This is a genomic window from Hwanghaeella sp. (assembly GCF_965227365.1).
Taxonomy (GTDB): Bacteria; Pseudomonadota; Alphaproteobacteria; order UBA8366; family Aestuariispiraceae; genus Hwanghaeella.
The window spans coordinates 4,663,161-4,685,909 of sequence record NZ_OZ245754.1; the positions used below are offsets into that span (position 1 = coordinate 4,663,161).

Annotated in this window: 27 protein-coding genes; 11 read left to right on the top strand and 16 right to left on the bottom strand. The window is 60.5% G+C overall.

All coding sequences use genetic code 11. The features are described 5' to 3' along the window. The first annotated feature begins 14 nt into the window (after positions 1 to 14). Together dapB and ACQK2G_RS21320 are read left to right on the top strand one after the other, a co-directional pair. The gene (gene dapB, locus ACQK2G_RS21315) at positions 15 to 857 is read left to right on the top strand and encodes a 4-hydroxy-tetrahydrodipicolinate reductase (protein WP_425407683.1); all 843 of its coding nucleotides are present in this window, start codon (positions 15 to 17) and stop codon (positions 855 to 857) included. After that, positions 850 to 1,845, top strand: a complete 996-nt coding sequence (locus ACQK2G_RS21320) for an arginase family protein (protein ID WP_425407053.1) — start codon at positions 850 to 852, stop codon at positions 1,843 to 1,845. Before dapB ends, ACQK2G_RS21320 begins: the two co-directional genes overlap by 8 nt. 86 nt (positions 1,846 to 1,931) lie before the next feature. On the opposite strand, the gene ACQK2G_RS21325 is transcribed toward ACQK2G_RS21320, so the two are convergent. Next, positions 1,932 to 2,420, bottom strand: coding sequence for an Lrp/AsnC family transcriptional regulator (locus ACQK2G_RS21325; protein WP_425407054.1), 489 nt, complete (start codon positions 2,418 to 2,420; stop codon positions 1,932 to 1,934). A gap of 215 nt (positions 2,421 to 2,635) precedes the next feature. Between ACQK2G_RS21325 and ehuA the strand changes: the two genes are divergently transcribed. The 5 genes from ehuA to ACQK2G_RS21350 all read left to right on the top strand — a co-directional run bounded on the left by ehuA (position 2,636) and on the right by ACQK2G_RS21350 (position 7,456). Continuing rightward, positions 2,636 to 3,421 (top strand): ectoine/hydroxyectoine ABC transporter ATP-binding protein EhuA, encoded by a 786-nt coding sequence (gene ehuA / locus ACQK2G_RS21330; protein WP_425407055.1) that lies wholly within the window; start codon positions 2,636 to 2,638, stop codon positions 3,419 to 3,421. 109 nt (positions 3,422 to 3,530) lie between these two features. After that, entirely contained in the window at positions 3,531 to 4,346 is an 816-nt protein-coding gene (ehuB, locus tag ACQK2G_RS21335) for an ectoine/hydroxyectoine ABC transporter substrate-binding protein EhuB (RefSeq protein ID WP_425407056.1), read from the top strand. An 88-nt stretch (positions 4,347 to 4,434) separates the two neighbouring features. After that, positions 4,435 to 5,103: an ectoine/hydroxyectoine ABC transporter permease subunit EhuC gene (gene ehuC, locus ACQK2G_RS21340; RefSeq protein WP_425407057.1), complete on the top strand. Its 669-nt coding sequence runs from the start codon at positions 4,435 to 4,437 to the stop codon at positions 5,101 to 5,103. A gap of 3 nt (positions 5,104 to 5,106) precedes the next feature. Beyond that, positions 5,107 to 5,772 carry an ectoine/hydroxyectoine ABC transporter permease subunit EhuD gene (gene ehuD, locus ACQK2G_RS21345; protein WP_425407058.1) on the top strand — a complete coding sequence of 222 codons (666 nt, stop codon included), beginning with the start codon at positions 5,107 to 5,109 and terminating at the stop codon, positions 5,770 to 5,772. A gap of 211 nt (positions 5,773 to 5,983) precedes the next feature. Further along, the gene (locus ACQK2G_RS21350) at positions 5,984 to 7,456 is read left to right on the top strand and encodes a hypothetical protein (RefSeq protein ID WP_425407059.1); all 1,473 of its coding nucleotides are present in this window, start codon (positions 5,984 to 5,986) and stop codon (positions 7,454 to 7,456) included. A 107-nt stretch (positions 7,457 to 7,563) separates the two neighbouring features. On the opposite strand, the gene ACQK2G_RS21355 is transcribed toward ACQK2G_RS21350, so the two are convergent. Beyond that, entirely contained in the window at positions 7,564 to 8,109 is a 546-nt protein-coding gene (locus tag ACQK2G_RS21355) for a DUF2244 domain-containing protein (protein WP_425407060.1), read from the bottom strand. Positions 8,110 to 8,213: 104 nt separating this feature from the next. Here ACQK2G_RS21355 and nth point away from each other — a divergent pair, with 104 nt between their 5' ends. From nth to ACQK2G_RS21370, 3 genes are read left to right on the top strand one after another with little or no spacing between them, the layout of a single operon-like run. After that, positions 8,214 to 8,852 (top strand): endonuclease III, encoded by a 639-nt coding sequence (gene nth / locus ACQK2G_RS21360; RefSeq protein ID WP_425407061.1) that lies wholly within the window; start codon positions 8,214 to 8,216, stop codon positions 8,850 to 8,852. A gap of 37 nt (positions 8,853 to 8,889) precedes the next feature. Beyond that, on the top strand, positions 8,890 to 9,333 hold the full coding sequence (locus ACQK2G_RS21365; protein WP_425407062.1) for a PaaI family thioesterase: 444 nt from the start codon (positions 8,890 to 8,892) through the stop codon (positions 9,331 to 9,333). Then, entirely contained in the window at positions 9,330 to 10,148 is an 819-nt protein-coding gene (locus ACQK2G_RS21370) for a transglutaminase-like domain-containing protein (protein ID WP_425407063.1), read from the top strand. Before ACQK2G_RS21365 ends, ACQK2G_RS21370 begins: the two co-directional genes overlap by 4 nt. A gap of 18 nt (positions 10,149 to 10,166) precedes the next feature. Here ACQK2G_RS21370 and ACQK2G_RS21375 read toward each other — a convergent pair whose 3' ends face one another. The 4 genes from ACQK2G_RS21375 to ACQK2G_RS21390 form a co-directional block, all read right to left on the bottom strand. Continuing rightward, entirely contained in the window at positions 10,167 to 10,697 is a 531-nt protein-coding gene (locus ACQK2G_RS21375) for a hypothetical protein (protein WP_425407064.1), read from the bottom strand. Positions 10,698 to 10,708: 11 nt separating this feature from the next. Next, on the bottom strand, positions 10,709 to 11,467 hold the full coding sequence (locus tag ACQK2G_RS21380; RefSeq protein WP_425407065.1) for an EI24 domain-containing protein: 759 nt from the start codon (positions 11,465 to 11,467) through the stop codon (positions 10,709 to 10,711). A 93-nt stretch (positions 11,468 to 11,560) separates the two neighbouring features. Next, positions 11,561 to 13,336, bottom strand: a complete 1,776-nt coding sequence (locus tag ACQK2G_RS21385; RefSeq protein ID WP_425407066.1) for an adenylate/guanylate cyclase domain-containing protein — start codon at positions 13,334 to 13,336, stop codon at positions 11,561 to 11,563. Positions 13,337 to 13,554: 218 nt separating this feature from the next. Further along, complete coding sequence (locus ACQK2G_RS21390; RefSeq protein WP_425407067.1) at positions 13,555 to 14,346, bottom strand: AraC family transcriptional regulator; 792 nt, start codon at positions 14,344 to 14,346, stop codon at positions 13,555 to 13,557. 100 nt (positions 14,347 to 14,446) lie between these two features. Between ACQK2G_RS21390 and ACQK2G_RS21395 the strand changes: the two genes are divergently transcribed. Then, entirely contained in the window at positions 14,447 to 15,739 is a 1,293-nt protein-coding gene (locus ACQK2G_RS21395; RefSeq protein WP_425407068.1) for an MFS transporter, read from the top strand. A gap of 36 nt (positions 15,740 to 15,775) precedes the next feature. Here the strand turns inward: ACQK2G_RS21395 and ACQK2G_RS21400 are convergent, their stop codons facing one another. The 10 genes from ACQK2G_RS21400 to ACQK2G_RS21445 all read right to left on the bottom strand — a co-directional run bounded on the left by ACQK2G_RS21400 (position 15,776) and on the right by ACQK2G_RS21445 (position 22,455). Further along, the gene (locus ACQK2G_RS21400; protein WP_425407069.1) at positions 15,776 to 16,144 is read right to left on the bottom strand and encodes a histidine triad nucleotide-binding protein; all 369 of its coding nucleotides are present in this window, start codon (positions 16,142 to 16,144) and stop codon (positions 15,776 to 15,778) included. A gap of 11 nt (positions 16,145 to 16,155) precedes the next feature. Beyond that, positions 16,156 to 16,482: a phosphoribosyl-ATP diphosphatase gene (locus ACQK2G_RS21405; RefSeq protein ID WP_425407070.1), complete on the bottom strand. Its 327-nt coding sequence runs from the start codon at positions 16,480 to 16,482 to the stop codon at positions 16,156 to 16,158. A gap of 4 nt (positions 16,483 to 16,486) precedes the next feature. After that, entirely contained in the window at positions 16,487 to 17,287 is an 801-nt protein-coding gene (gene hisF, locus ACQK2G_RS21410) for an imidazole glycerol phosphate synthase subunit HisF (RefSeq protein ID WP_425407071.1), read from the bottom strand. After that, on the bottom strand, positions 17,287 to 18,015 hold the full coding sequence (hisA, locus tag ACQK2G_RS21415) for a 1-(5-phosphoribosyl)-5-[(5-phosphoribosylamino)methylideneamino]imidazole-4-carboxamide isomerase (protein WP_425407684.1): 729 nt from the start codon (positions 18,013 to 18,015) through the stop codon (positions 17,287 to 17,289). Before hisA ends, hisF begins: the two co-directional genes overlap by 1 nt. A 10-nt stretch (positions 18,016 to 18,025) precedes the next feature. Beyond that, complete coding sequence (hisH, locus tag ACQK2G_RS21420; RefSeq protein ID WP_425407072.1) at positions 18,026 to 18,655, bottom strand: imidazole glycerol phosphate synthase subunit HisH; 630 nt, start codon at positions 18,653 to 18,655, stop codon at positions 18,026 to 18,028. Next, positions 18,652 to 19,041 (bottom strand): hypothetical protein, encoded by a 390-nt coding sequence (locus ACQK2G_RS21425; protein WP_425407073.1) that lies wholly within the window; start codon positions 19,039 to 19,041, stop codon positions 18,652 to 18,654. Before ACQK2G_RS21425 ends, hisH begins: the two co-directional genes overlap by 4 nt. A gap of 18 nt (positions 19,042 to 19,059) precedes the next feature. Next, entirely contained in the window at positions 19,060 to 19,659 is a 600-nt protein-coding gene (gene hisB / locus ACQK2G_RS21430) for an imidazoleglycerol-phosphate dehydratase HisB (protein ID WP_425407074.1), read from the bottom strand. A 129-nt stretch (positions 19,660 to 19,788) separates the two neighbouring features. Continuing rightward, positions 19,789 to 20,364, bottom strand: coding sequence for a hypothetical protein (locus tag ACQK2G_RS21435; protein ID WP_425407075.1), 576 nt, complete (start codon positions 20,362 to 20,364; stop codon positions 19,789 to 19,791). Continuing rightward, positions 20,361 to 21,713 (bottom strand): M48 family metalloprotease, encoded by a 1,353-nt coding sequence (locus tag ACQK2G_RS21440; RefSeq protein WP_425407076.1) that lies wholly within the window; start codon positions 21,711 to 21,713, stop codon positions 20,361 to 20,363. Before ACQK2G_RS21440 ends, ACQK2G_RS21435 begins: the two co-directional genes overlap by 4 nt. Before the next feature lie 19 nt (positions 21,714 to 21,732). Beyond that, positions 21,733 to 22,455: a hypothetical protein gene (locus ACQK2G_RS21445; RefSeq protein WP_425407077.1), complete on the bottom strand. Its 723-nt coding sequence runs from the start codon at positions 22,453 to 22,455 to the stop codon at positions 21,733 to 21,735. Between the last annotated feature and the right edge of the window lie 294 nt (positions 22,456 to 22,749).

Sequence of the window (22,749 nt, forward strand, 5' to 3'; positions counted from 1 at the left end):
TGACCGAACATGATCTGAATATCGTCGTCGTAGGGGCGGATGGGCGTATGGGGCGGATGCTGGTCGCCGAGATCGCCGCGACCGAGGGCTGCCGCCTGTCCGGCGCGACCGACCGGGAAGGATCGCCCGCGATCGGGCAGGACCCGGGCGTGCTGGCCGGGATCGGCGAGACGGGCCTGAAGATCATCGAGGATCCGGCCCCGGTGATCGCCCAGGCGGATGCGGTGATCGATTTCACATCCCCCGCGGCGACGGTCAACCATGCGCGCCTCTGTGCCCAGGCGGGCGCCGCCCTCGTCGCCGGCACGACGGGTATGAGCCATTCCGACGAAGAGGCGCTGTATCTGGCCGCCCGGCATATTCCCGTCGTCTATGCCGCGAATTACAGCGTCGGCATCACCCTGTTGACGAACCTGGTGCAGAAGGCCGCCGCGACGCTGGGCGACGACTACGACATCGAGGTCCTGGAAATGCATCACCGTCACAAGGTGGACGCGCCGTCCGGCACGGCGCTGGCGCTCGGCAAGGCGGCGGCGCGCGGCCGCAAGGTGAACCACGACGCGGTGAAACAGGCGGTGCGCGACGGCCATACCGGCGCGCGCCCGAAGGGCGAGATCGGCTATGCCACCCTGCGGGGCGGCGACGTGGTCGGCGAACATGACGTGATTTTCGCCGCCGAGGGTGAGCGCCTGATCCTGGGCCACAAGGCATCGGCCCGGCGGGTCTTCGCGGCCGGCGCGGTGCGCGCCGCGCTGTGGACCAAGGGCAAGCATCCCGGCGTTTACGACATGAACGACGTACTGGGCCTGAAGGATCACGAGGCCGAGGTGATAACGGAGGCGGAACGGCATGGCTGACGACGCGTCCGGCGCGAAACCGAGCATCGCCGGCGTTTTCGGCGGCGGTGGCCCGGTGGAAACTTTTCTGGGGCTGCCCAAGGTTTCCACCAAGACCTTGAAAGACAGCGGCGCGAAGGCGGCGGTCCTGGGCGTTCCCTGCGCCACCCCCTATGCGGCGACCGGTCTCTATGCCGCCAAGGCACCCGCCGCGGTGCGGGAAAGCGCCGCCATCGAAGCGGCGGCCACCCAGCATTTCGATTTCGACCGGATGGCGCCCGCCGTTCCCTTGGGCGCCGACAAACGGCCGTTGATCGTCGATTGCGGCGACCTGGATTACGATCCGCAAGACCATGCGGCGAACAGGGCGCGGATCACCAAGGCCGTCGGCGAGATCCTGGCCGCCGGGGCGGTCCCCATCGTATTGGGCGGAGACGATTCGACCCCGACACCTGTTCTGCACGCCTATGCCGAGCACGGTCCCGTGACGATCCTGCAGATTGACGCCCATATCGATTGGCGGGACGAGGTGAACGGCGAGCGTCTGGGCCTGTCATCCCCGATGCGCCGCGCATCGGAAATGGCTTGGGTCACCGGCATGGTTCAGGTCGGCGCGCGGGCGGTCGGCTCCGCCCGACCATCGGACTACGAGGATGCCAAGGCCTGGGGAGTCCAGTTCATCACCGCCGCGCAACTGCACCGGGACGGCGTCGCGGCCGTCCTGGACAAAATCCCCGAGGGCGCAAATGTCTTCATCGACTTCGATCTGGACGGGCTGGACCCGTCAATCGCACCGGGGGTGATCGGTCCGGCCCCGGGCGGATTGTTCATGCATCAGGCGCTTGCGATTTTGAACGGTGTCGCCGCCAAGGCACGGATCGCCGGGTTCTGCCTGGTGGAATTCGCGCCCGAATTGGACCGGGACGGGCAATCCGCGCAATGCGCCTATCGGCTCTCCGCCCTGGCCGCGGCGTTGGCGGCCGAAGGCACACTGTGGGCAGCTTCCTAGGTTACCCGCTAAACCAGGTACCCGGTCTCTGCCGCGATAAATTTCTCGATTGCGAGTGGCGTAAACCATACCGTCGGCGATTAGCATCAAGCATCCCCGGCAGCAGCCAGGATTGCCAAGGGTATCTCCGAACTGGACTTGCATCGTTTCATAACGACGGAAGTTCTGAATCTTTTTATGTTTGCGTCTTCAAAGAAGAGCCGGTGCGTGAGACGCTCAAAATCCTCCATGTCTCTACTGAGAACAATTAGGGCGAAATCCGCCTCGCCAGTAATGTAGTAGCATTGCTGAACTTGAGGGTCGGCCTGAGCCCTGCGCCGAAATGCATCCACCTGATCGATGCGTTCACGTTCCATCTCGACCAGAACCAGGAACGTCATCGTATATCCGACGGCTTCCGGCCGAACGACGGTCGTTTCTCGTTGAATAACCTCTTTGTCTCTGAGACTCCGGATCCTTCGTTGCACGGTGGCCACCGACAAGCCTGTCTCACAGGCGATATTCTCGAGCTTCTCTCGCGCGTTATCTTGCAGCATGCGCAGTATCGCCAAATCCGAAGCGGTCAACTCTGACATCCTGCATTACCTCACCCGGTAGATTGAAGACATCCATTATGTTACCCGCCCAACTTGAGTAAAACGCATCAACTTTGTCTGGATTATGAGAAATTTCATCACTTTTTGAGAGCTGATGCCGATTTTTATGGAGGGTTTTCGATAAGCTTTCCGAAGTCGTTTCAGCTCTTGAGCTGCCGCTATCGACAATCTTGGACGGGGGCAGGCCTAAGTAGATGGCAAGCGTGGAAAAAATTATCGAATTCCGGGACGTGTCGAAATCATTCGGCGAACTACAGGTTCTGAGAAATCTCGATCTGCATGTCAATTCCGGCGAGAAACTGGCTTTGATCGGCCCGAGTGGGTCAGGCAAGACCACCATTCTTCGAATCCTGATGACGCTGGAAGATATCGACACGGGCCATGTCCTGATCGACCAGGACTACCTTTGGCATCAACAGATCGAAGGCAAACTTCAGCCAGCCAGCGACAAGCACCTACACAAAATGCGCGAGAACGTCGGCATGGTGTTCCAGCAGTTCAACCTGTTCCCCCATCTAACGGCGATCGGCAACATCCAACAGCCGCAGATGCTGGTGCAAGGCAGAGACAAAGCCGATGCCCAGGCAAGAGGCATGGACCTTCTGAAAATGGTCGGGCTTGAAGAAAAACGAGACCACTATCCGCATCAGCTGTCGGGCGGTCAGCAACAACGTGTCGCAATCGCTCGGGCTCTGGCACTGGAGCCAAAAATCATGCTGTTCGACGAAGTCACATCTGCGCTGGATCCTGAATTGGTCGATGAAGTGTTGAATGTGTTGCGCATGCTCGCAAGCGACACCGACACGACGATGCTGACGGTTACTCATGAGATGAACTTCGCCCGTGAGTTCGCCGACCGTGTTCTGTTCTTCGACAAAGGGCAGATCGTCGAGGCGAGCGAGCCCGAAGAGATTTTCAGCCGGCCGAAAGAACCCCGAACACAAGATTTCCTAAAAAAATTCATTGCAGGCATCGGCTGACCAGCATGCCCAAAAGCAGAACGATGAAAAACATCGGTTTACCACATCGAACCAATGACGAAAGGACCGCTCAATGCGCTCGTTGAATTTCAGGAAGGCTTTAGTCGGTATGGTCGCGGCGGGGGCCGTGATTGCCGGATCGATTGGATCGTCATCCGCCGACACGTTGCAAAAGCTTAGAGACCAAGGTTATGCGACGGTCGCGGTGGCAAATGAACCGCCATACAGCGACGTCAAGGGCGATGGTTATGTCACCGGTGCGGCCCCGGATGTGGCGCGCGCGGTAATGAAGAAGCTTGGCGTACCGGAGCTCAAGGCACAGGTCGTAGGCTATGGCTCAATGATCCCGGCATTGCTGGCGCGCCGTGTCGACATGGCGACCTCCGGACTTTACATCAAACCGAAGCGTTGCGAGTCGATCATCTACTCGGAGCCCGATCTTTGCGGCGCCGAAGCCTTCGCGGTCTTAAAGGGGAATCCACACAACATCCTGACCTATGAAGATATCGGGAAAAATCCAGATGTGACGATGACGACATGTGCCGGTTGTGCCGAGGAGGCCTATGCGTTGGAACGCGGCGTCAGCGCAGAGCAGATCAAGGTTTTCACCGATCCGCCGAGTGGCATAAAAATGCTGCAGCAGGGTCGCGTTGACGTCTTTGCTCTTTCTGGTCTCGGTACTCAGGATCTTCTGCGCAAGTTCAATGACCCCAACCTTGAACTGATCATGCCGGTGAAAGGGGTGCCGATGGGCTGCGCCGGCGCCGCCTTCAATCCCGAAGACAAGGATTTCCGAGACGCATACGACAAAGCGCTCAAGGAACTGAAGGATAGTGGCGAGTTCGCGAAGATCATCGAGCCTTACGGGTTCTCTGCCGAAGCGACGCTGGCAGTGAGGCGCGATGACTTCTGTCCCGGCAACTGAACGGGCATATCAGGACGTCAACTTCCGATGAAGGGCTGAGCAAGAGGGCCGCCCACCAAACCGGTGGACGGCCCCACAGCGAGTGAGCATGGACAGCATCATTGAGTACTCGCCAATCCTGGTCAAAGGCACGATCACAACCATCGAGCTCACGCTTGCCAGTGCGGTTTTGGCCTTGGCTATTTCCTTCATCGTGGGACTCGCTCGGTTCTCCCGATATCGGTTGGTTCGCGCCGCGGCGATCTGTTACCTGGAATTCTTCCGTGGGACGAGTGCAATCGTCCAGATGTTCTTCATCTATTATGTATTACCGTTGATGGGGATTCATTTCTCACCATTAACAGCCGGCATACTTGCCTGCGGCTGCAATCTTGGAAGCTACGGTTCCGAGGTCGTGCGCGGTGCGATTCAGTCGGTCAATCGAGGTCAACACGAAGCCGCCCTGGCACTCAACTACACGACCTATCAACGCTATCGCTATGTCCTGATACCACAGGCCGTACCTGTAATGATTCCGACCTTCAGCAATCTCTTGATTGAACTGATGAAGCTGACGGCTGTGGCCTCACTGATCACCATCTCCGATCTGACTTTCATGGCACAGATCATCCGCGTGCAAACCGCGCTGACGTTGGAGCCGTTCTTGGTGATCCTGGTCATCTATTTCATTATCGCGACGGCGCTTGTTCAGTTCACCAAGCTCGTGGAACGCAAATTCTCGAAAGGCCGCCAGATGGTCTCGGATGGAGGCCGCTGAGTCATGGAGTGGAGCTGGACTGTAGTAGAAGCTGTTCTACCCAAGCTTGCGCAGGGCCTGATCGTTACAATTCAAGCAACATTTGTCGGTGCTTTCCTAGCCTACGTCCTTGGCCTTTGTTTAGCGTTGTTGAAAATGTCGAAGATCAAGGCCGTTGCGTGGAGTTCCTATTGGCTAGGAGAGTTCGTCCGCCGCACACCTCTATTGGTGCAACTGTATTTCTTGTTCTACGTTCTGCCAGACCTGGGTATTTTTCTGTCGCCATTCGTGGCTGGCGTGATTGGCCTTGGAGTTCACTTTTCCACCTATACATCCGAAGTTTATCGGGCCGGAATTGAGAATGTGCCAAAGGGACAATGGGAGGCATCGCGGGCGCTCAACTACAACGGCTATCAAACGATGCGCTATGTAATCCTCCCACAATCCATCCCGCCGATGATCCCACCTTTGGCCAATTATCTGATCACCATGTTCAAGGAAACACCGCTGCTGTCGGCAATTACGGTGATTGAGCTGTTCAATGCCGCCAACATTTATTCCAACAGTCATTACAAGTACCTTGAACCGATGACTTTGGTCGGCCTGTTTTTCCTGATTGTTTCCGTGCCGTCCGCCTATTTCGCGATGCGTTTGGAGAAACACTTCAAGCCGAAGAGTCTGCGCAGTTAGGCCGTGTGAGATTGTTTGTGCAATTTTGATCGCAAGACAGATTCTTCACATCTGAATTGGGCGCGAACAGTAACGCTTTCTCATCTTGGTCGGCTATTTGAGCACAGAACATCACCCATCTTCTGTACGTTCCGATCTTGTTGTCGTTGCAAAGCCCTTGGCTGCGCTTCGTCTGAAGACTGTCGATCGCGTTCAAAATGGGGAGTACACTATGAGCTTCGGTCTGGAGGCAGACGTCGTCGATCCCGACGTCTACGACAAGAACCTGCAGCTTCTACGTTCTGCCGGTGTGACGTTGCCGAAAATATCCGAACTCGCCGACCCTATGCGGTTACTTGGTCACCAGGCCGGCGCCGAAGCTTGGGTCGACCCTGATGCTCCCGACCCCACAAACCTGTTTCGCGTTCATTGGCACAACAGCGCAAACAGGCGCGATTTAGCGACAGTTCCTGAGCATTTGGTCTTGGACCCGGCACTCACCGGTGTCGATGCCACGATTGTCGTCGCGCTTGGCAATAGATTTCCAATGATCCGCGCGCACAAGGTTCTCGCCGCGTATGGGTGTCTGGTGCCGCGCCTGCTGTCGGGCAAGTTCGATGCGGCGCACCACCGCGCCATTTGGCCGTCGACTGGAAACTACTGTCGTGGCGGAATCGCGATCTCGCGGATTCTCGGCTGTCGGGGCGTTGCTGTTCTCCCGGAGGGCATGAGCCGCGAGCGGTTCCAATGGCTGGACCACTGGGTGACAGACGACAGTGACATCGTTCGGACGCCGGGGACAGAAAGCAACGTCAAAGAGATTTTCGACACATGTCATGATCTGTCGCGTGACCCGAGGAATATCATCTTCAATCAGTTCTCTGAATTGGGGAATTACATAATACACCGGGCCGTGACCGGTCCGGCGCTTGAACGAATATTCAATCATCTCAATTCCAACGGCACTTTGCGCGCTCGTGCCTTCGTCGCAGCCTCGGGCTCAAGCGGCACACTGGCGGCCGGCGACCATCTCAAACATGTTCTCGGCACAGAGGTCGGCGTGATCGAAGCTTTGGAATGTCCAACGCTCCTGTACAACGGGTATGGGGAACACAACATTCAAGGGATTGGCGACAAGCATGTGCCGCTCATCCATAACGTCATGAATACGGATTTCGTTATTGGTGTCTCGGACGCCGCCAGCGATAGTCTGAACTTGCTTTTCAATACCACGGTCGGGCGTAGTTTCCTGGATCAGCGTACCGGGCTCAGCCAGGAAAAGACGACCGGACTAAACGATCTCGGACTGTCATCGATCGCGAACGTCCTTGGAGCGATAAAGTATGCCAAGTACAAAGGGCTTGGATCATCCGATGTGGTTCTCACAGTCGGAACTGACGGCGCCGAAATGTACGAGACCGAATTGTCACATGCCGCGGAACGGACACCAGGCGGACGGTTCGATGCTCTCGCCGCGGCGGAAAGTTTCGGCCGGTGGCTACTCGGTACCGATGCCGACCATGTAATGGAGCTCAACCATCGCTCGAGAGAACGGGTCTTCAACCTAGGTTACTACACATGGGTCGAACAGCAGGGCGTGGCTCTGTCCGATTTCGATGCACGCCGCAATCAATCATTCTGGGATGGTTTGATGGACCTGGTTGAGGTCTGGGACACCATGATCGCGCGGTTTAACGCGGCGTGAACGAAAAACAACGGCAAATGCCCGTTCCGAGCGTCGCCAGATAATCCGTGGACGGCCTGGCAAATCTGCGTGAAACATAGCGCCTGCGGGGCGTCCATAGGCTCGGCTCACACTTTCAAGTGTTCCGGTGCGCGATAACGGGCGAGCGCGTCCTGCAGGGTCTTGGCGACTTCAAGCCGTTCGCCCGGCGTCAGGAAGGAGCCCAGCACCAACCCCTTCCCGCGGGAGGCAACGACCAGCTGGCTGTGATGTTCCGGCGGATCGTCCATCATGACCTGCAGCCAGGTCGGCTCCAGCAATACGCGGGAGCTTTTGCCGTTCGGCTTCACGCGGGTGATTTCCAGCCCCTGATCGGTCAGGCGGATATGTTCCATGCGCCGTGCGTCGCGGAAATTGATCTTGAACGCAAAATAAAGCAGAAGAATTTCAAGACCTGCGAAACCGGCGACGGGCCAGGCCCCCGCCAGGAAGAAGGAAAACCCGACCGCCGACCCGCAAATCGCCACCGCCGCCATGACAAGCGCGAAACCCTTGGGACTCAGGGATCGGTGAGGGTGCAGCGAGGCATCCATGTAGATCCGGGCTTCCTCATCGGACACGGGTGCCGTTTCTTTCGGCGCATCCGTCGGCTGGTCGTGTGGCGGTATAGTCATACGCAGAGGGTCTTTATTTAGGGAGCTTCCATGCTATACGAGAAGGTCAGGGGTCCAAACATCATTCGTATCAATCCGCCGCGTCGGTCTTCCAAATGCCACTTATGAAAAAAGCCGCAATCGAGGAGTTTTTTGCACGCCTCGAAAAAGCCATGCCGGAGCCGAAAGGGGAGTTGAACTACGTCAATCCCTATACCTTGCTCGTGGCCGTGGCCCTGTCGGCGCAGGCAACCGATGTTTCCGTAAATAAGGCAACGGAACCGCTGTTCAAGAAGGTCACAACGCCGCAGCAGATGCTGGACTTCGGGGAAGCGCGGCTGAAGGACGCGATCAAGACCATCGGCCTGTTCAATTCAAAGGCCAAGAACGTCATTGCCGCGGCGAAAATCCTGATCGACGAATATGGCGGGGAAGTGCCGCCGATCCGAGAGGAATTGGAGAAATTGCCAGGCGTCGGCCGCAAGACGGCGAATGTCGTGCTGAACATGGCATTCGGACAGCCGACCATGGCCGTCGACACGCATATCTTCCGGGTGGGGAACCGGACCGGACTGGCGCCCGGCAAAACGCCGCTGGAAGTGGAGATGAAGCTGGAAAAGCGTGTGCCGCCGAAATACCGGCTGCATGCGCATCACTGGCTGATCCTGCACGGCCGCTATGTCTGCAAGGCCCGCAAGCCTGATTGTCCGGCCTGCATCGTGGCCGATCTGTGTACTTTCAAGGCGAAGACCATTCCGGCCTGACGGTCCAGCCTGTTTTTTTGAGTGGGGAGCGTTTCGTATGCAGTACCAGTCCGATGACCCGGTCGCGGAATTCAACCAGCGTGCGGAGGGCCGCCTGCCGGGCCTGCTGGGAATCGAAATGATCGAGTTCACGGGGGACCGCTACGAGAGCCGCATGATGATCCAACCGCATCACCATGCGCCGAACGGCTTCCTGCACGCGGCCAGCATCGTCGCCCTGGCCGATACGACCTGCGGCTTCGCCGCACGGACCCGGCTGCCCGAGGGATCGAGCGGCTTCACCACCGTCGAGCTGAAAAGCAATCACATGGGAACCCTGCTGGAAGGGGAGCTGCGCTGCACCACGACCGCGGTCCATATCGGGCGGTCGACCCAGGTTTGGGACGCGCGGGTCTTCGATCCGGCCAAGGACCGGACGATCGCTGTTTTCCGCTGCACGCAGATGGTCTTGTGGCCGAAAGAGGGGGCGAAAGGGCCGTGAGCCAGCCAGAGAACCTTCCCTTCTTCCGTCAGCACGGCCTCTATACCGACCCGCTCGGCCGGCGGGGCATGATTTCCGGGCTGGGCCGGGATACGCAGCATCTGTGCGGCCTGGTGCAGAATGTGCTGATCCACGATGCGTTCGGGAAGGTCCTGTACGACAATCCGCCAAAGAATATGGATACGGCCTCACGCGAGACCCTGCCGGTCGCGGACCGGCTGGCGCAATTGGCGGCGCGCAACGAGGGTGATCGCCTGCCAAGCCTCGCAACCGAGAAGCGCCTTGTCGGGACCTGCCGCGACTATGCCTTGATGCTCTGCGCCCTGCTGCGGGAAAACGGCGTTCCCGCGCGGTTGCGCTGCGGTTTCGCGAATTACCTCGGCGGGGACAGTTATGAAGACCATTGGCTCGTCGAATACTGGATGGAAGACGAAAACCGCTGGGCCAAGGCGGACGCGCAATTGGACGAGGCGCATTGCCGGCATCTGAAAATCGATTTCGACATCACCGATGTGCCCGAATACCGGTTCATCGTCGGTCGCCGGGCCTGGGAACTGGCCCAGACGGATGCGATGAATTCCGATTGGTTCGGCCATGGAGAGGACCGGGGAATGTGGTTCATCCGGGTGAACCTTGCCCGCGACCTGATGGCGCTTTGCAAGCATGAAGTCTCGCCCTGGGACGATTGGCGCAAGATGTCGGCGGGCGAGCGTGTTCTCGACGAGAGTTCACTGGCCGAGGCGGCCTGGATGGACGACAAGATCAGGACCATCGAGACCGGCGTTCTGGAAGCCCGCGCCGGCCTCTCACCGTAACGCCGGACGTTCCCGCGCCTAGCCGTCCGCCGCGATGATGCGGGCGCGGATCATTCGGGCCAGACAGGCCCGCCGTTCATCCGGCGCCTCGCCGCGCAGTTCCACATGTTTCACCGCCAGGGCGCCGCCCTCCGCCGGATACAGGAACAGGTCCAGGGTGCAGTCGTCCCCGCGGAACTGCCAGACTTCCGCCGCGCCGTCCCGCCGGATCAAGGCCGGGTCGCCGAGGACATCGCGCAGGTCGCTGTCGCCGACATTCATGAATTGGGCAGGATCATCGTTGACCGGGATTTCCGGCGCCGTCGGTTCGGCCGGTTCCGGTACCAGCCTAGCGGATTGCCTGGGAGCTTGGTTGGCGGACGGTTCAGGAGCCGGCTGTGGCGCTGCCGATGCAGGTTTTGCTGCCTTTTCCGGCGTTGACGGTGTGACCTGGCCCGAGTTCTGCGCCTGCGGCCAACCGGGTTCTGCATTGCCCGGCGCAGGTTTCTGCGCAGGGCCGCCGCAAGCGGCCAGCACCAATAGCAGGGAACAGGCGACAAAACGCTTCATTGGCGGAAAACCTAGCGTTGGGCGGGAACGGCGGCGGCCTTCTGGCGCATGCTTTCGAAGATATGAACCATGGCCGCGGCGGCGAGCACCGGTATCAACAGGTTCAGGAGCGGCACGGTCATGCAGAACACGATGATCGCACCCGCGATCACCACGCGACCCCCGAAGCGTTTGCGCAGCACGATCGCTTCTTCCGGTGTCATCCGGCGGATGGCCACCATTTCATAGAATTCCCGACCGACCAGATACCCGTTCAGGACGTAGTAGAAGACCAGATTCAACGGCGGCAGGAAGAGCAGGATGGCATAGATCGGCAGGGCCAGGATATTCACGCCGATGACAATCGCGAGGAATTTGAGCGACTGGCCGATCAGTTCGGCAATCGGCTGCGCCCGCGGCTCCCCCCGACCGGGATAGTGCTTGTCCTCAACCGCACCGATGATCTGATCCAGGAACAGGCTGACGATCGTGGTGGTTACCGCCGGGAACAGCAGGAACATGACGGTCAGCATCACCGCCCCGAACGCGACATCGCCCAGGAAGACGAACCATTCGCCCAGCCATTCCAGCACGGTCGCCATCCAATCGAAGATCCAGCCGATCAGCGGAAGATCCGTCCAGGGCACAAAGCCGACGGCCCAGGAGGCCAGGAACCACAGGGCGATGAAGACGACGAGCGCGCCAAAGACGCCGACGGCCATCACGTTGCGGAAGGCTGGATCGCCGATCTGTCCCAAGGCGAGCGAGATCGCTCTGATAACGGAGGTCATGCGGAAAGTTCTCTGCGTGGTTTCAGCGGTATGTAGCGACGATGCGCCGATGCCTCAAGGCCGATGCCGAATTTCAATCCCCGGCGGGTCGGGTCAACCGCCGTCATAATCCGGCAAATGACGGATGGTATAGGCGGCGACCGGTTCTTCCCGTCCCCTGACCACGAAAGTGCCGACATGCTCGTAAGGGAAGTCGGGGGCGAGAACCCGGGTCGACTCGGCGACCAGTAACTCCGTCTCCGTTTCCTTGTTCATCGCTTCCAGTCGCGCCGCCAGATTCACGGAATCCCCGTGAACCGTATAGCTCAAACGCTGGGCCGCGCCGACCGCGCCCGCGACCAGCGGGCCGGTATTCACGCCGATGCGGCAAGCCAGGTGCTGGCCGCCGAAGGTCTTGGCCTTGATATCCTTGAGGATGCGGATCGCGGCACGAACCGCATGGACGGCATGGTCGGGATCTTCCACAGGGGTGTTGAACACCGCCAGGACCGCATCGCCCTGGAACTGGGTGACGACGCCGTTTTCCTGCTCGATGATCTGCACGACATCCGAAAAGAATTCGTTCATCGTCGTGACCACACCGGCGGGATCGAGTCGTTCCGACATGGTGGAAAAGCCGGCGAGATCCAGGAACAGGACCGTGGCATTGGCGGATTGCGGCTTGCCGGCGGTTTCGTCCCGCAACAACAGTTGGGCGACGCTTTCCGGTACGTATTTGCCAAACAGGTTTCGGATTCGCTCCCGCTCCTTCAAGCCATCGACCATGGCATTGAAGGCCTTGGCCGCCTCGTCGAGTTCGATTGCGCTGCTGGGCGGCAGGCGGGGCACATCGGCGAAATCCTGTTGGTGCACCGCATGCGCCGCGGCCGCCAGATTCTCGATCGGGCGCGCCACCCGACGTCCCATCAGGATCGCGACCACAACGGACAGGACGACCACGGCCAGCCCGACCGCCATGGTGCCGAGCAGACGCTTGATTTCGGGGGCGCCGGAAGCCTGATCGAAATGGATGCCGATCGTCACCGTGCCGCCTGTTTTTCGGGTATTGTCCTCTTTCAGCACGAAACCGCGGCGGCCATGATCCGTTGTTTCGAGAAAGAAGGATTCCGCTCCTTCGATCGGCTTGATCAATTCCATCGCGTCGCGCGGCGCGGTGAAAAGCTGCGCCAGATAGGGATCGCCGAAATCATCGATGGTGGGTCGGGATCCCGGCGCGGACATCACCAGCAACGGATGCGCCACCACGACATTGTGGTTGAACAGCAGAAACCGCGTCAGTTCCGTGCCCCGGAAGACCGCGTTGCTGCTGAGCCGCTGCGACAGGGGTTCCAGATTGGCCCGGATCCCGATGGCGGCGACCTGACGGCCCGCCTTGTCCCGGGCGGACGTGATGAAGGCGCCGCGATGGCTTCCATCCAGCGGGGAGGGCCGCAGGACCCATTCGCCTTCGGGTCCCACCCATCCGTCACCGACGCGCCATTCGGGCGGCCAATAGACCGCCTGGATGGTTTCCGTTGCGCGGTCGAAATAATACCCGTTCCCGTCCGGGAATTGGATAGTGGCCGCTTCGCCTTGGGGCAGGGAGGACAGCGCGCCGGCCAGGACATATTTCAGGCTTTCGGGGTCCTGAACGCCCATCCTTCCTTCGCTGACCTCATAGGCCAGCCATTTGCCGAGATCTTCGAGCGGATTGAAATAGACCGCCGAGGCGACCGCCGCTTCATTGATCTGTTCGCGCAGCAGGGCCGTCAGGGAATTGCGGGTATTGTCGAAGGCGCTGGCCAGGGCGATCAGAAACATCCCGCCCGCCGATAGCAGGACAAGGCCGCCAAAAACCAGAACCAGGATAGTTGTTACCCGCACCCGCATGGCGGCAGTCTCTTTCTATTCGCTAAGGAGCGCAAACTACCCCTGGCCCTGACGCTGTCAATCGAACCGGCGGCGCCAAAACGAGTGCAACGAAATGAGGGTCCATATCAGGGTTCAACTCGGATCAATATCAAGCCCCGGCCGGTTCGGTCCCGGGGGCAACGCCGGGGTCAACGACTGGTTCAACGCCCGGTTCATCCCCCGGTTCATCCCCCGATTCATCCTTTGGCCAGGTAGGCGGTCGGACTGGCGCCCAAGCTGCGCCGGAACATGGCGATGAAGGCCGAGGGGCTCTCGTATCCCAGATCCAGCGCCACAGCCGTGACCGGCTGTCCGTCGGCCAGTCGTTCCACCGCGGTGACGAGACTGAGCCGTCTTTGCCATTCCCCGAAGGTCAACCCGGTTTCCGCGCTGAAGCGGCGGGCGAGCGTTCGGGCGCTGGCGCCTGCTTGCGACGCCGCCTCCTCCAGTGTCAGACGCAGGCCGGGATCCCCCACCATTTGCTGGGCCAAACGCAGCAACCGGCGGTCCTGCGGCATCGGCAGGTATAGGGGCTCCTCCTCCCGCATTTCACGGATCTGATCGACGATCACCGTCATCAACCGGCCTTCAGGACCGGTCTCGTCATATTCTAGCGGCATTTCTGAGGCCCGAATAATCAACTCCCGTAAAAGGGACGTGACCCGCAGCACGCGGCATTTCGGGCCCAGATCCTGAGAATGGTCGCCGCGGGTGTAGACGCTGCGAAAAAAGGCGCCCGTGCCGGGAATGGAAATCGCGTGTTCGATGCCGGGCGGGATCCATACCGCGCGGGCGGGCGGGACGGTCCACGAGCCTTCGGGCGTGGACACGATCATGATGCCCGCGGACGCATAGGCCAATTGACCCCAATCGTGACTATGGGCTTCCACCTCCATACCCGGCAAAAGGTCGAAGGCGCGCACCATCACCGGCCGCGGCATGACCGACGGCATGGGCGGGCGGGGTGTGGTATGGCCGTTTCGAGACATCAATTGTCAATATATCGCAAGACCGCCGGGACAGCGAGGCCTAGAGTGCGCATCTTGCAACAAATCTAGAGCGATCCAAATCGCCGGAGCGAAACACCCCATGCGGACCCCTGTTCAAACCGATTCCGACCACCGCATCCCCTTCCTGCCCAGCTTCCTGCAAGGCCCGGAAGGCATGTTGATTCTGATGGCCTGCGCCATGGCGGTCAGCATGCATGGCTGGTTCGCACTATTGAACAATTTCGTGGTCGAACGTGCCGCCTTCACGGGGCGCGAAATCGGCTTCCTGCAGTCGATCCGGGAAATCCCCGGCTTCCTGTCTTTCTGCGCGATCTTTCTGCTGCCCTTCGTGCGGGAACAGAATCTGGCCCTGCTGTCGCTGGGCGCGCTGGGCCTCGGCACCGCGATCACCGGATACTTCCCATCCGAATACGGCCTTTACGCGACCACCTTCCTGATGTCGCTGGGCTTCCACTACTACGAAACGATGAACCAGTCGCTGACCCTGCAATGGACCAACAAGCAGCGCGCGCCGATCGTCTTCGCGAAGCAGATCACAGCCTCCTCCATCGGGACGCTGGCCATCTTCATCGTCATCATCCTGACCTTCGAACAGGATGTGATCGATCGGATCGCGGGTTTTTTCGGTACCAGCCTGGGCATCAAGACGATTTCACTGGGATTCGAGCCGATCTATCTGATCGCCGGTTTGTTCACCCTGGGAGTGGGCCTGTTGTGCCGCTTCGCCTATCCGGACTTCGTCTCGCCGCATATGCAGACCAAGACGCTGTTCCTGCGGCGGCGCTACTGGCTGTATTACGCGCTGACCTTCATGGGCGGCGCGCGGCGGCAGATCTTCATGGTGTTCGCGGGCTTCATGATGGTGGAAAAGTTCGGGTTCGACGCCACCGCCATCACCATGCTCTATCTGGTGAACCTGATCGCCAACATCTACATCGCGCCGAAGGTCGGCCGCCTGATCGCCAAGCTGGGCGAACGCCGGGCGCTGATCCTGGAATATATCGGGCTGATCGGCGTCTTCGTCGGTTATGCGATCGTCGAAAGCGCGGGCGCGGCAGCGGCGCTCTATGTGCTCGACCATCTGTTCTTCGCCTTCGCGATCGCCATCAAGACCTATTTCCACAAGATCGCGGACCCGAAGGACATCGCGTCTACGGCCGGCGTCAGCTTCACGATCAACCACATTGCCGCGGTCGGCATTCCAGCCGCCTTCGGCTTCATCTGGCTGGAGAACCCGGGGATGGTCTTTTTCATCGGTGCCGGGATGGCAGGCATTTCCCTGCTGTTGGCGACCAACGTTCCCGCCGACCCGTCGGAGGGGAACGAGGTGGTGGTCGGCCGCACCCCACGTGCCGTGCAACCGGCGGAATGATCCACCGGGCCGGGCCTGTTTCAGGATGATGGCAGTCTAGCTGTCGCGGCGCTTCAGCATCGGGCCGGCGGGGGCGCCGCCCAGGACATGCATGTGGAAATGGGGAACTTCCTGGTGCCCGTCCTCGCCCGCATTGGCGATCAGGCGGTAGCCGGACCCGGCGACGCCCTTCATCCGCGCCACTTCGCCCACCGCGCGCCAGAAATCGGCGATTTCCGCGTCGCTGGCCTTGGCGGTGAAATCATCCGAGGAAACATAGGCACCCTTCGGAATGACCAGGACATGGACGGGCCGTGCCGGCGCGATATCGTTGAAGGCCAGGCTGTGATCGGTTTCCAGAACCTTGTCGCAGGGAATCTCGCCGCGCAGGATCTTGGCGAAAATATTTTGATCGTCATAGGCCATGGCCGTTCTCCCTATTCCTTGCGGCTCGCTTTTTCGGCGATGCCCGAGACCCCTTCACGTTCATCCAATATCGCCCAAACGTCTTCCGGCGCAACGCCCGTTTCGGCCCAGAGAACCAACAGGTGGTACAGCAGGTCGGCGGATTCCGACGCAACTTCCCGTTGGTCGCCGCCCATCGCCGCGATCACTGTCTCGGTCGCTTCCTCACCCAGTTTCTGCGCGATCTTGGCCTTGCCCTTGCCGAACAGCTTGGCGGTGTAGGAAGAGGCCGGGTCCGCGCCCTTACGCGACTCGATGGTGGCAAAAAGCCGGTCCAGCGTGTGTTTGTCGGTGGTCATGGCGTCAGCTCACTATCTCGGTCGCGGCTTCGGCCGGACGGATCGGAATGCCCGCTGCCGCCATCCGCTGCTTGGCTTCGGCTATGGAATATTCCCCGAAATGGAAAATCGAGGCGGCCAGGACCGCCGAGGCATGGCCTTCGATCACGCCGTCGACCAGATGATCCAGATTGCCGACACCGCCGCTGGCGATCACAGGGATTTTCAGCGCGTCGGAAACCGCGCGCGTCAGACCCAGGTCGAAACCCACCTTGGTGCCGTCCCGGTCCATGGAGGTCAGCAGGATTTCGCCCGCGCCGTTCGCCTCCATCCGTTTTGCCCATTCGATGGCGTCCAGCCCTGTCGGGTTGCGGCCGCCATGGGTGAAGACTTCCCACTTACCCTCACCATTTTTGCCGGGGCCGGTCGATTTGGCATCGACCGCGACGACGATGCATTGATTGCCGAAACGTTCCGCGGCTTCCTTGACGAATTCGGGATTATTCACTGCCGCCGTGTTGATCGAAACCTTGTCGGCGCCCGCCAGCAGCAGCTTGCGGATATCCTCCACCGTGCGCACGCCGCCGCCGACGGTCAGCGGCATGAAAACCTCTTCCGCGGTGTGCCGCACGACGTCATAGATCGTATCGCGGTTTTCGTGGCTGGCGGTGATGTCCAGGAAGGTCAGCTCGTCCGCGCCGGCCTTGTCGTAAAGGCGCGCCTGTTCCACCGGATCGCCCGCATCGCGCAGGTCGACGAAGTTGACGCCTTTGACGACGCGGCCATCCTTGACGTCGAGACAGGGAATAACGCGTACACCCAGCATCAGTTTTCTCCCGCGCAAACTTTGAGCGCCGCCGCGAGGTCGATCGCGCCTTCGTAAAGCGCCCGGCCGCTGATCACACCGCTGACCACGCCGGTCTCGCGCAGCGCGACGATATCGTCCAGCGAGGCGACGCCGCCGCTGGCGATCACCGGCATCGTGACTGCGCGGGCAAGTTCCGCCGTGCTTTCCACATTCACGCCGGTCATGGCGCCGTCCCGGTTGATATCGGTGTAGATCACCGCCGCGACGCCGGCATCCTCGAACCGTTTGGCGAGATCGACGACGCCCAGCGTCGAGACATCCGCCCAGCCTTCAACCGCGACGAAACCGTCCTTAGCATCGATCCCGACGGCGACCTTGCCGGGAAAGGCCTTGCAGGCATCCCGCACGACGGCGGGGTCGCGCACCGCGACGGTACCCAAAATGACCCGGCTGATGCCACGGTCCAGCCAGGCGCCCGCCGCCTCGACCGAGCGGATACCGCCGCCAAGCTGCACCGGCACATCGCCGACGGCGGCCAGGATCGCGTCCACCGCCGGGCCATTCTTGGATTCACCCGCGAAGGCGCCGTCCAGATCGACCACATGCAGCCATTGCGCGCCGGCGGCAACGAAACCGCCGGCCTGGTCGCCGGGACTGTCGTTGAACACGGTCGCCTGGTCCATGTCGCCCTTGAACAGCCGCACGCACTGACCCTGTTTCAGGTCGATCGCCGGATAGAGGTCCATCGCCGCCATCTTACGGGTTCCACTTCAGAAAGTTGGAGATCAGCCGCAGGCCTGTCGCCTGGCTCTTCTCCGGATGGAATTGGGTTGCGATCATGTTGTCGCGGGCGATCATCGCCGTCAGCGTGCCGCCGTAATCCACCGTCGCCAGCATGTCGGCCGGGTCGTCGCAGGTGAAGTGGTAGCTGTGCACGAAATAGGCATAGGCGCCGGTCGGGATACCGTCCAGGCAGGGGTGGTCGCGCAGCACCGTCAGTTGATTCCACCCCATATGCGGAATTTTCAGGCTGGGATCGGCCGGTTGGATTTCCTTCACCGTTCCATCGATCCAGCCAAGCCCTTCATGCGTGCCGTATTCCAACCCGTGACTGGCCATCAACTGCATGCCGACGCAGATGCCGAAGAAGGGCTTTCCCTGTTCGTGGACGGCCTTTTCCAGGGCCGCCACCATGCCGTCGACCGCATAGAGGCCGCGGCGGCAATCGCCGAAGGCCCCGACACCGGGCAGTACGACGCGGTCGACGTCCATGACGACTTTCGGGTCGTCGGTGACATGAACCTTGTCGGCGCCGGAATGTTCGAATGCCTTGGCGGCGGAGCGCAGGTTCCCGGACCCGTAATCGATGATGGCTACTGTTGTCATGCTCTCTCTGCTCCGGCCGTTGCCGTAGAAGAATTCCCTGATAAAACCCCGGCGGCACCGGAAACACCCTTGCACGAAAAGTCCAAGGAAAATTTCGCCAGCCTGTTCTCGTCACCCGCCTCGAAGGAGGTCCGTCCATCCTGGAAGGAGGCGTCCTTTTCCGCTTTCGGCACTTCGAGCGTCATCAGCGCCAAGGTATTCCCCGCGACGATTGCCGGCTCTTCCTTATGGATCGTGACGCGTCGTTCCGCGCAGCCCTGCTTCGTCAGTTCCACATGGACCAGGTCCGTCTCCCGCTGTTGGGTAACGCAACCTGTTACGAGAACCATGCAGAAACACAGCGCAAGGTAAGGAATGCGCACAAAGCGTCCTTTCAAGATTTTCACGGAACCCGCCGGGCTTCCCTACATGGATCCGCCGAGAACGCCTTTCGTCGAGGGCACCGCGTCGGCCTGCCTTTCGTCGATCGCGGTCGCGACCTTCAACGCCCTGGCCAGACCCTTGAAGCAGGACTCGGCGATATGGTGATTGTTCTCGCCATACAGGTTTTCGACATGCAGCGTCGCGCCCGCCGACTGGGCGAAGGCGGCGAACCATTCCTTGAACAGCTCGGTGTCGAAATCGCCCAGCTTCGGCCGGGTGAAATTCACCTTCCAGACCAGATAGGGCCGGTTCGACAGGTCGATCGAGACACGGGTCAGCGTTTCGTCCATCGGGATATAGGCATGGCCGTAGCGCTGGATGCCCTTGCGGTCGCCCAGCGCCTTGCTGACCGCCTCGCCGACGACATAGCCGGAATCCTCGGTCGTATGATGGAAATCGATATGCAGATCGCCCTCGGCCTTCAGATTCAGATCCATCAGGCTATGCCGGCTCAACTGCTCCAGCATATGATCGAGGAAGCCGATCCCGGTCGACACGTCATAAACACCGCGCCCGTCGATATCGAGGGTCGCGGCGATGCGGGTTTCCTTGGTGTTCCGTTCAACGGATGCCGTGCGCATTCCCATCAGTCCCATTAGTCATAGACGGGAAGCCTTGTAACAACCGGACGGGCCGACAACAACGCCCATCTCGGCGACCGGGCGCCGGACGGGCGGAAAAGCGCTGTTTTGACGCGTCTTCTTCCCCGGTCAGAGGATTTGCACCGACTGCATCACCTGTTCCGCATCCGGCAGGTTCTTTGGATAGTAGTGCAGCTTCGCACCGGTATAGATGACGTAATAAAGCTTATCACCTTCCAGAACGGCTTCGCCGACGCCGGATTTCTGCAGACCCTGTTCCATGGTGAAATCAAACTCGAAGCGGAAACCCTGCTTGCCCCCGACTGTCTTGGGCCGGATGTCGAGAAGGTCGAAATTCGACGCGCCGAGCTTCAGCATCGTATCGCGGTAGAGTTCAGCCACTTCCAGTTCCGACATGGATTTCTTGAATTCGGGCAGCTTCTGCTTCCGGTTGTTTTCGTTCGGAAACAGTTCTTCGCCGTCCTGAATGGCGGCCCCGAAGAGGATCTGCTGCAGGACCGGGCCGTCGACCGTCCAAAGCTGGTATTTGCCGCTGCTCAGCTTGCTCCAGGACCGGGCCGGGGTCGCTTTCATCCCGCTGGCGATTTCGACCGGCGATCCCCCTTTGACGAGGGTGTATCCCTGACATGCGGCAACCGTTGCCAGGATCGACGCCAGCGCAACTATCCGAACAAGCTTTTTCAACTTCCCAATCCCCCAATCATAAATTCGATCATCTTGCGATCCGCCGCATCCGGGCTGAGGCGGACATATTCCTCATAGGATGCGCGCGCTTCGGCCTTCAGGCCCTTGCGTTGGAAAATCTGTCCGCGCGCCTTGAAGAGTTCCGGCGGGGCGTCCGCAAACTGCGTCGCCGCATGATAGGCCGCAAGCGCCAGGTCCTCGTCGCCTTCCTCGCCACGCTGGCGGTACATCTCACCCTTGTAGTAGTAGACCGCCCCGGCCCGAAAACCGTCGGCGATCAGGGAGTCGAACAAACGCTCGGTCCGGCCGTAATCGCGCTTGGCGACCTCATCCGCCAACAACTCCCGCCAATGCGGCGACAGGGCGTCGCGATAAGCCTCGGTCCCGATGGTTCCCCCGTCGCCGCCGGCGACGGGCACTTCATCGGCCAATTGGCGCAACATCGCCTGGCGTTCCGATGTCTCGGGATGGGTCGAATAGAAGAAGGATTGCGATCGTTTTTCGTCGCCCAGTTCGGCGTTCAGATTTTCCCAGATCTTCGCGGCTTCATGCGGCGAATAACCGGCCCGGGCCATCAGCAGGATGCCGTATCCGTCGGCTTCGCGTTCATGATCCCGACCGAAGGATGCGATGCTGCCGATTGTCCCCAAGGCGGCAATGTCACCGACGACGGGCACACCCAAGGCGGCCGTGAAGACACGGAAAAAGACCAGGCCATTCGTCTTGTCGATACGGTCCTTCATCTGCTGATAGGAATGACGCCGCAGATAATGGCCGATCTCGTGGCCCAGGACCGTCGCCAGCTGTGCCTCGTTCCGGGCCCGCAACAGAAGCCCGGAATAGACCGACATCGTGCCGTTCGGGGCCATCGTCGCGTTGAATTCGGGTTTGCGGACGATGTAGACGCGGATATCGCCGCAATAGTCGCCGGCCAGATCGCAGACCATTTTCCCGACATAGTCTTTCAGGGCCGGGTCATTGATCACCCGTCCGCTGGTTGCCAGTTTCCGCTCCGCGCGGTCCATCATCATCCAGATGCCGGCTTCGTCGCTGGACAGGTCCGGCCGTTCGCCGGGGTTGAGATCGTCGATCCGATAATCCGTCGCGCTGCCCGAATAGGTCCCGCCCCCGGCTTCGCGAGTCGCGAGCCTGATATCCTCGCCCTCCTGTTCGGAAGAGGGGCTGGCGGTCTGTTCCTGGTCCTGCTCGGGCGTTTCCGGCGCCGTCTCGCCCGCCGTCGGTGTCTTGGCGGCGTTGATCGGGGCGCGGTAGGCCTCACTCGCGGTCTGACAGGCGGTCAGACCGACGGCCAGCGCGAGGCCGGCCGTGCCCGCGAGAAGTTTGCGCATGACGGATCGACGCATGGCCTCAGCCGTCGTTTTCGGAGACGGTCGTCGGGAAATTGGCAAGCAGCAGATCAACGGTCTCGGCCGCCGGGGCCGGTTCGCGCAGATCCCCCGTCTTCCTGCCCAAGGTGTTGAACCAGACGATCTCGCCGCTGGAAAGATCGACCAGCGAGGCATAGCCGGACTGGATGCCGCCTTGGATCGGGCCGCCCAGGATCGCCATCATGACGTTCAAGGCGACACGGCCGGCGCTGGAATAGCTGTCCCGCACGAAGATGAACAAACCGTAGTCGGCCCCGTATTCATCCTGCAGCGCCGTGGCGTCCGGCCCAAGGGACCAATCGAAGACGTCCTTCTTCGTCGGCAAGGCCTGCAGGCGGCTGAGGATGATCGACGCGCCGACCATCTGATGCAGCTTAACCAACTGGGTTTCGGTTTCACTCTCCGAGCCGGGTTTGTTCAGGTCGGCGGCGTACATCACATTCGCGTTCGAATCCGCCATGACGCGTTGAAGCTCGGCCTTGATCAGCCCCTGCGCCTTTTCGGTCCATTCCGCGTTCGGCACCGTGATTCCGCCCGCCGTCAGTTCGGACAGTTCCACATCGGGCGCGATGACGACGATGCGCTGGCCCGCATCCGGGCGTTTGGCGGTGAGGTGTTCTGTTTGTTTCAGCGTCTGCGTGGCACAGGCCGACGCCAGGATCAGAATGAATACCGACGCGATGATTTTGTTCACAACACGCATACCGCCCCCAATGCCATGCCGTTTTCCGGTCGCCGCACCGCCGAAGCGGCAAGGCATCGGAAAACTCAATCTATTGAACCGGCGCTGCTTATTCCGCCGGTTCCCCCCGTCAAAAAAAGACCACCATCCGCCTGCACGCGCAAGAACCTAAACGCGTATTCACGAATGTTTCTTGTATCGCAGGGTTAATCCCCCAATACCGCAAGGAACGGGTTCGCCCGGCCGCAGAAGGCGTTCCCCGTCACCCGCCGCGTGATCGGGTCGCGGACGGAGCATTGACTGATCGGGTTCGCC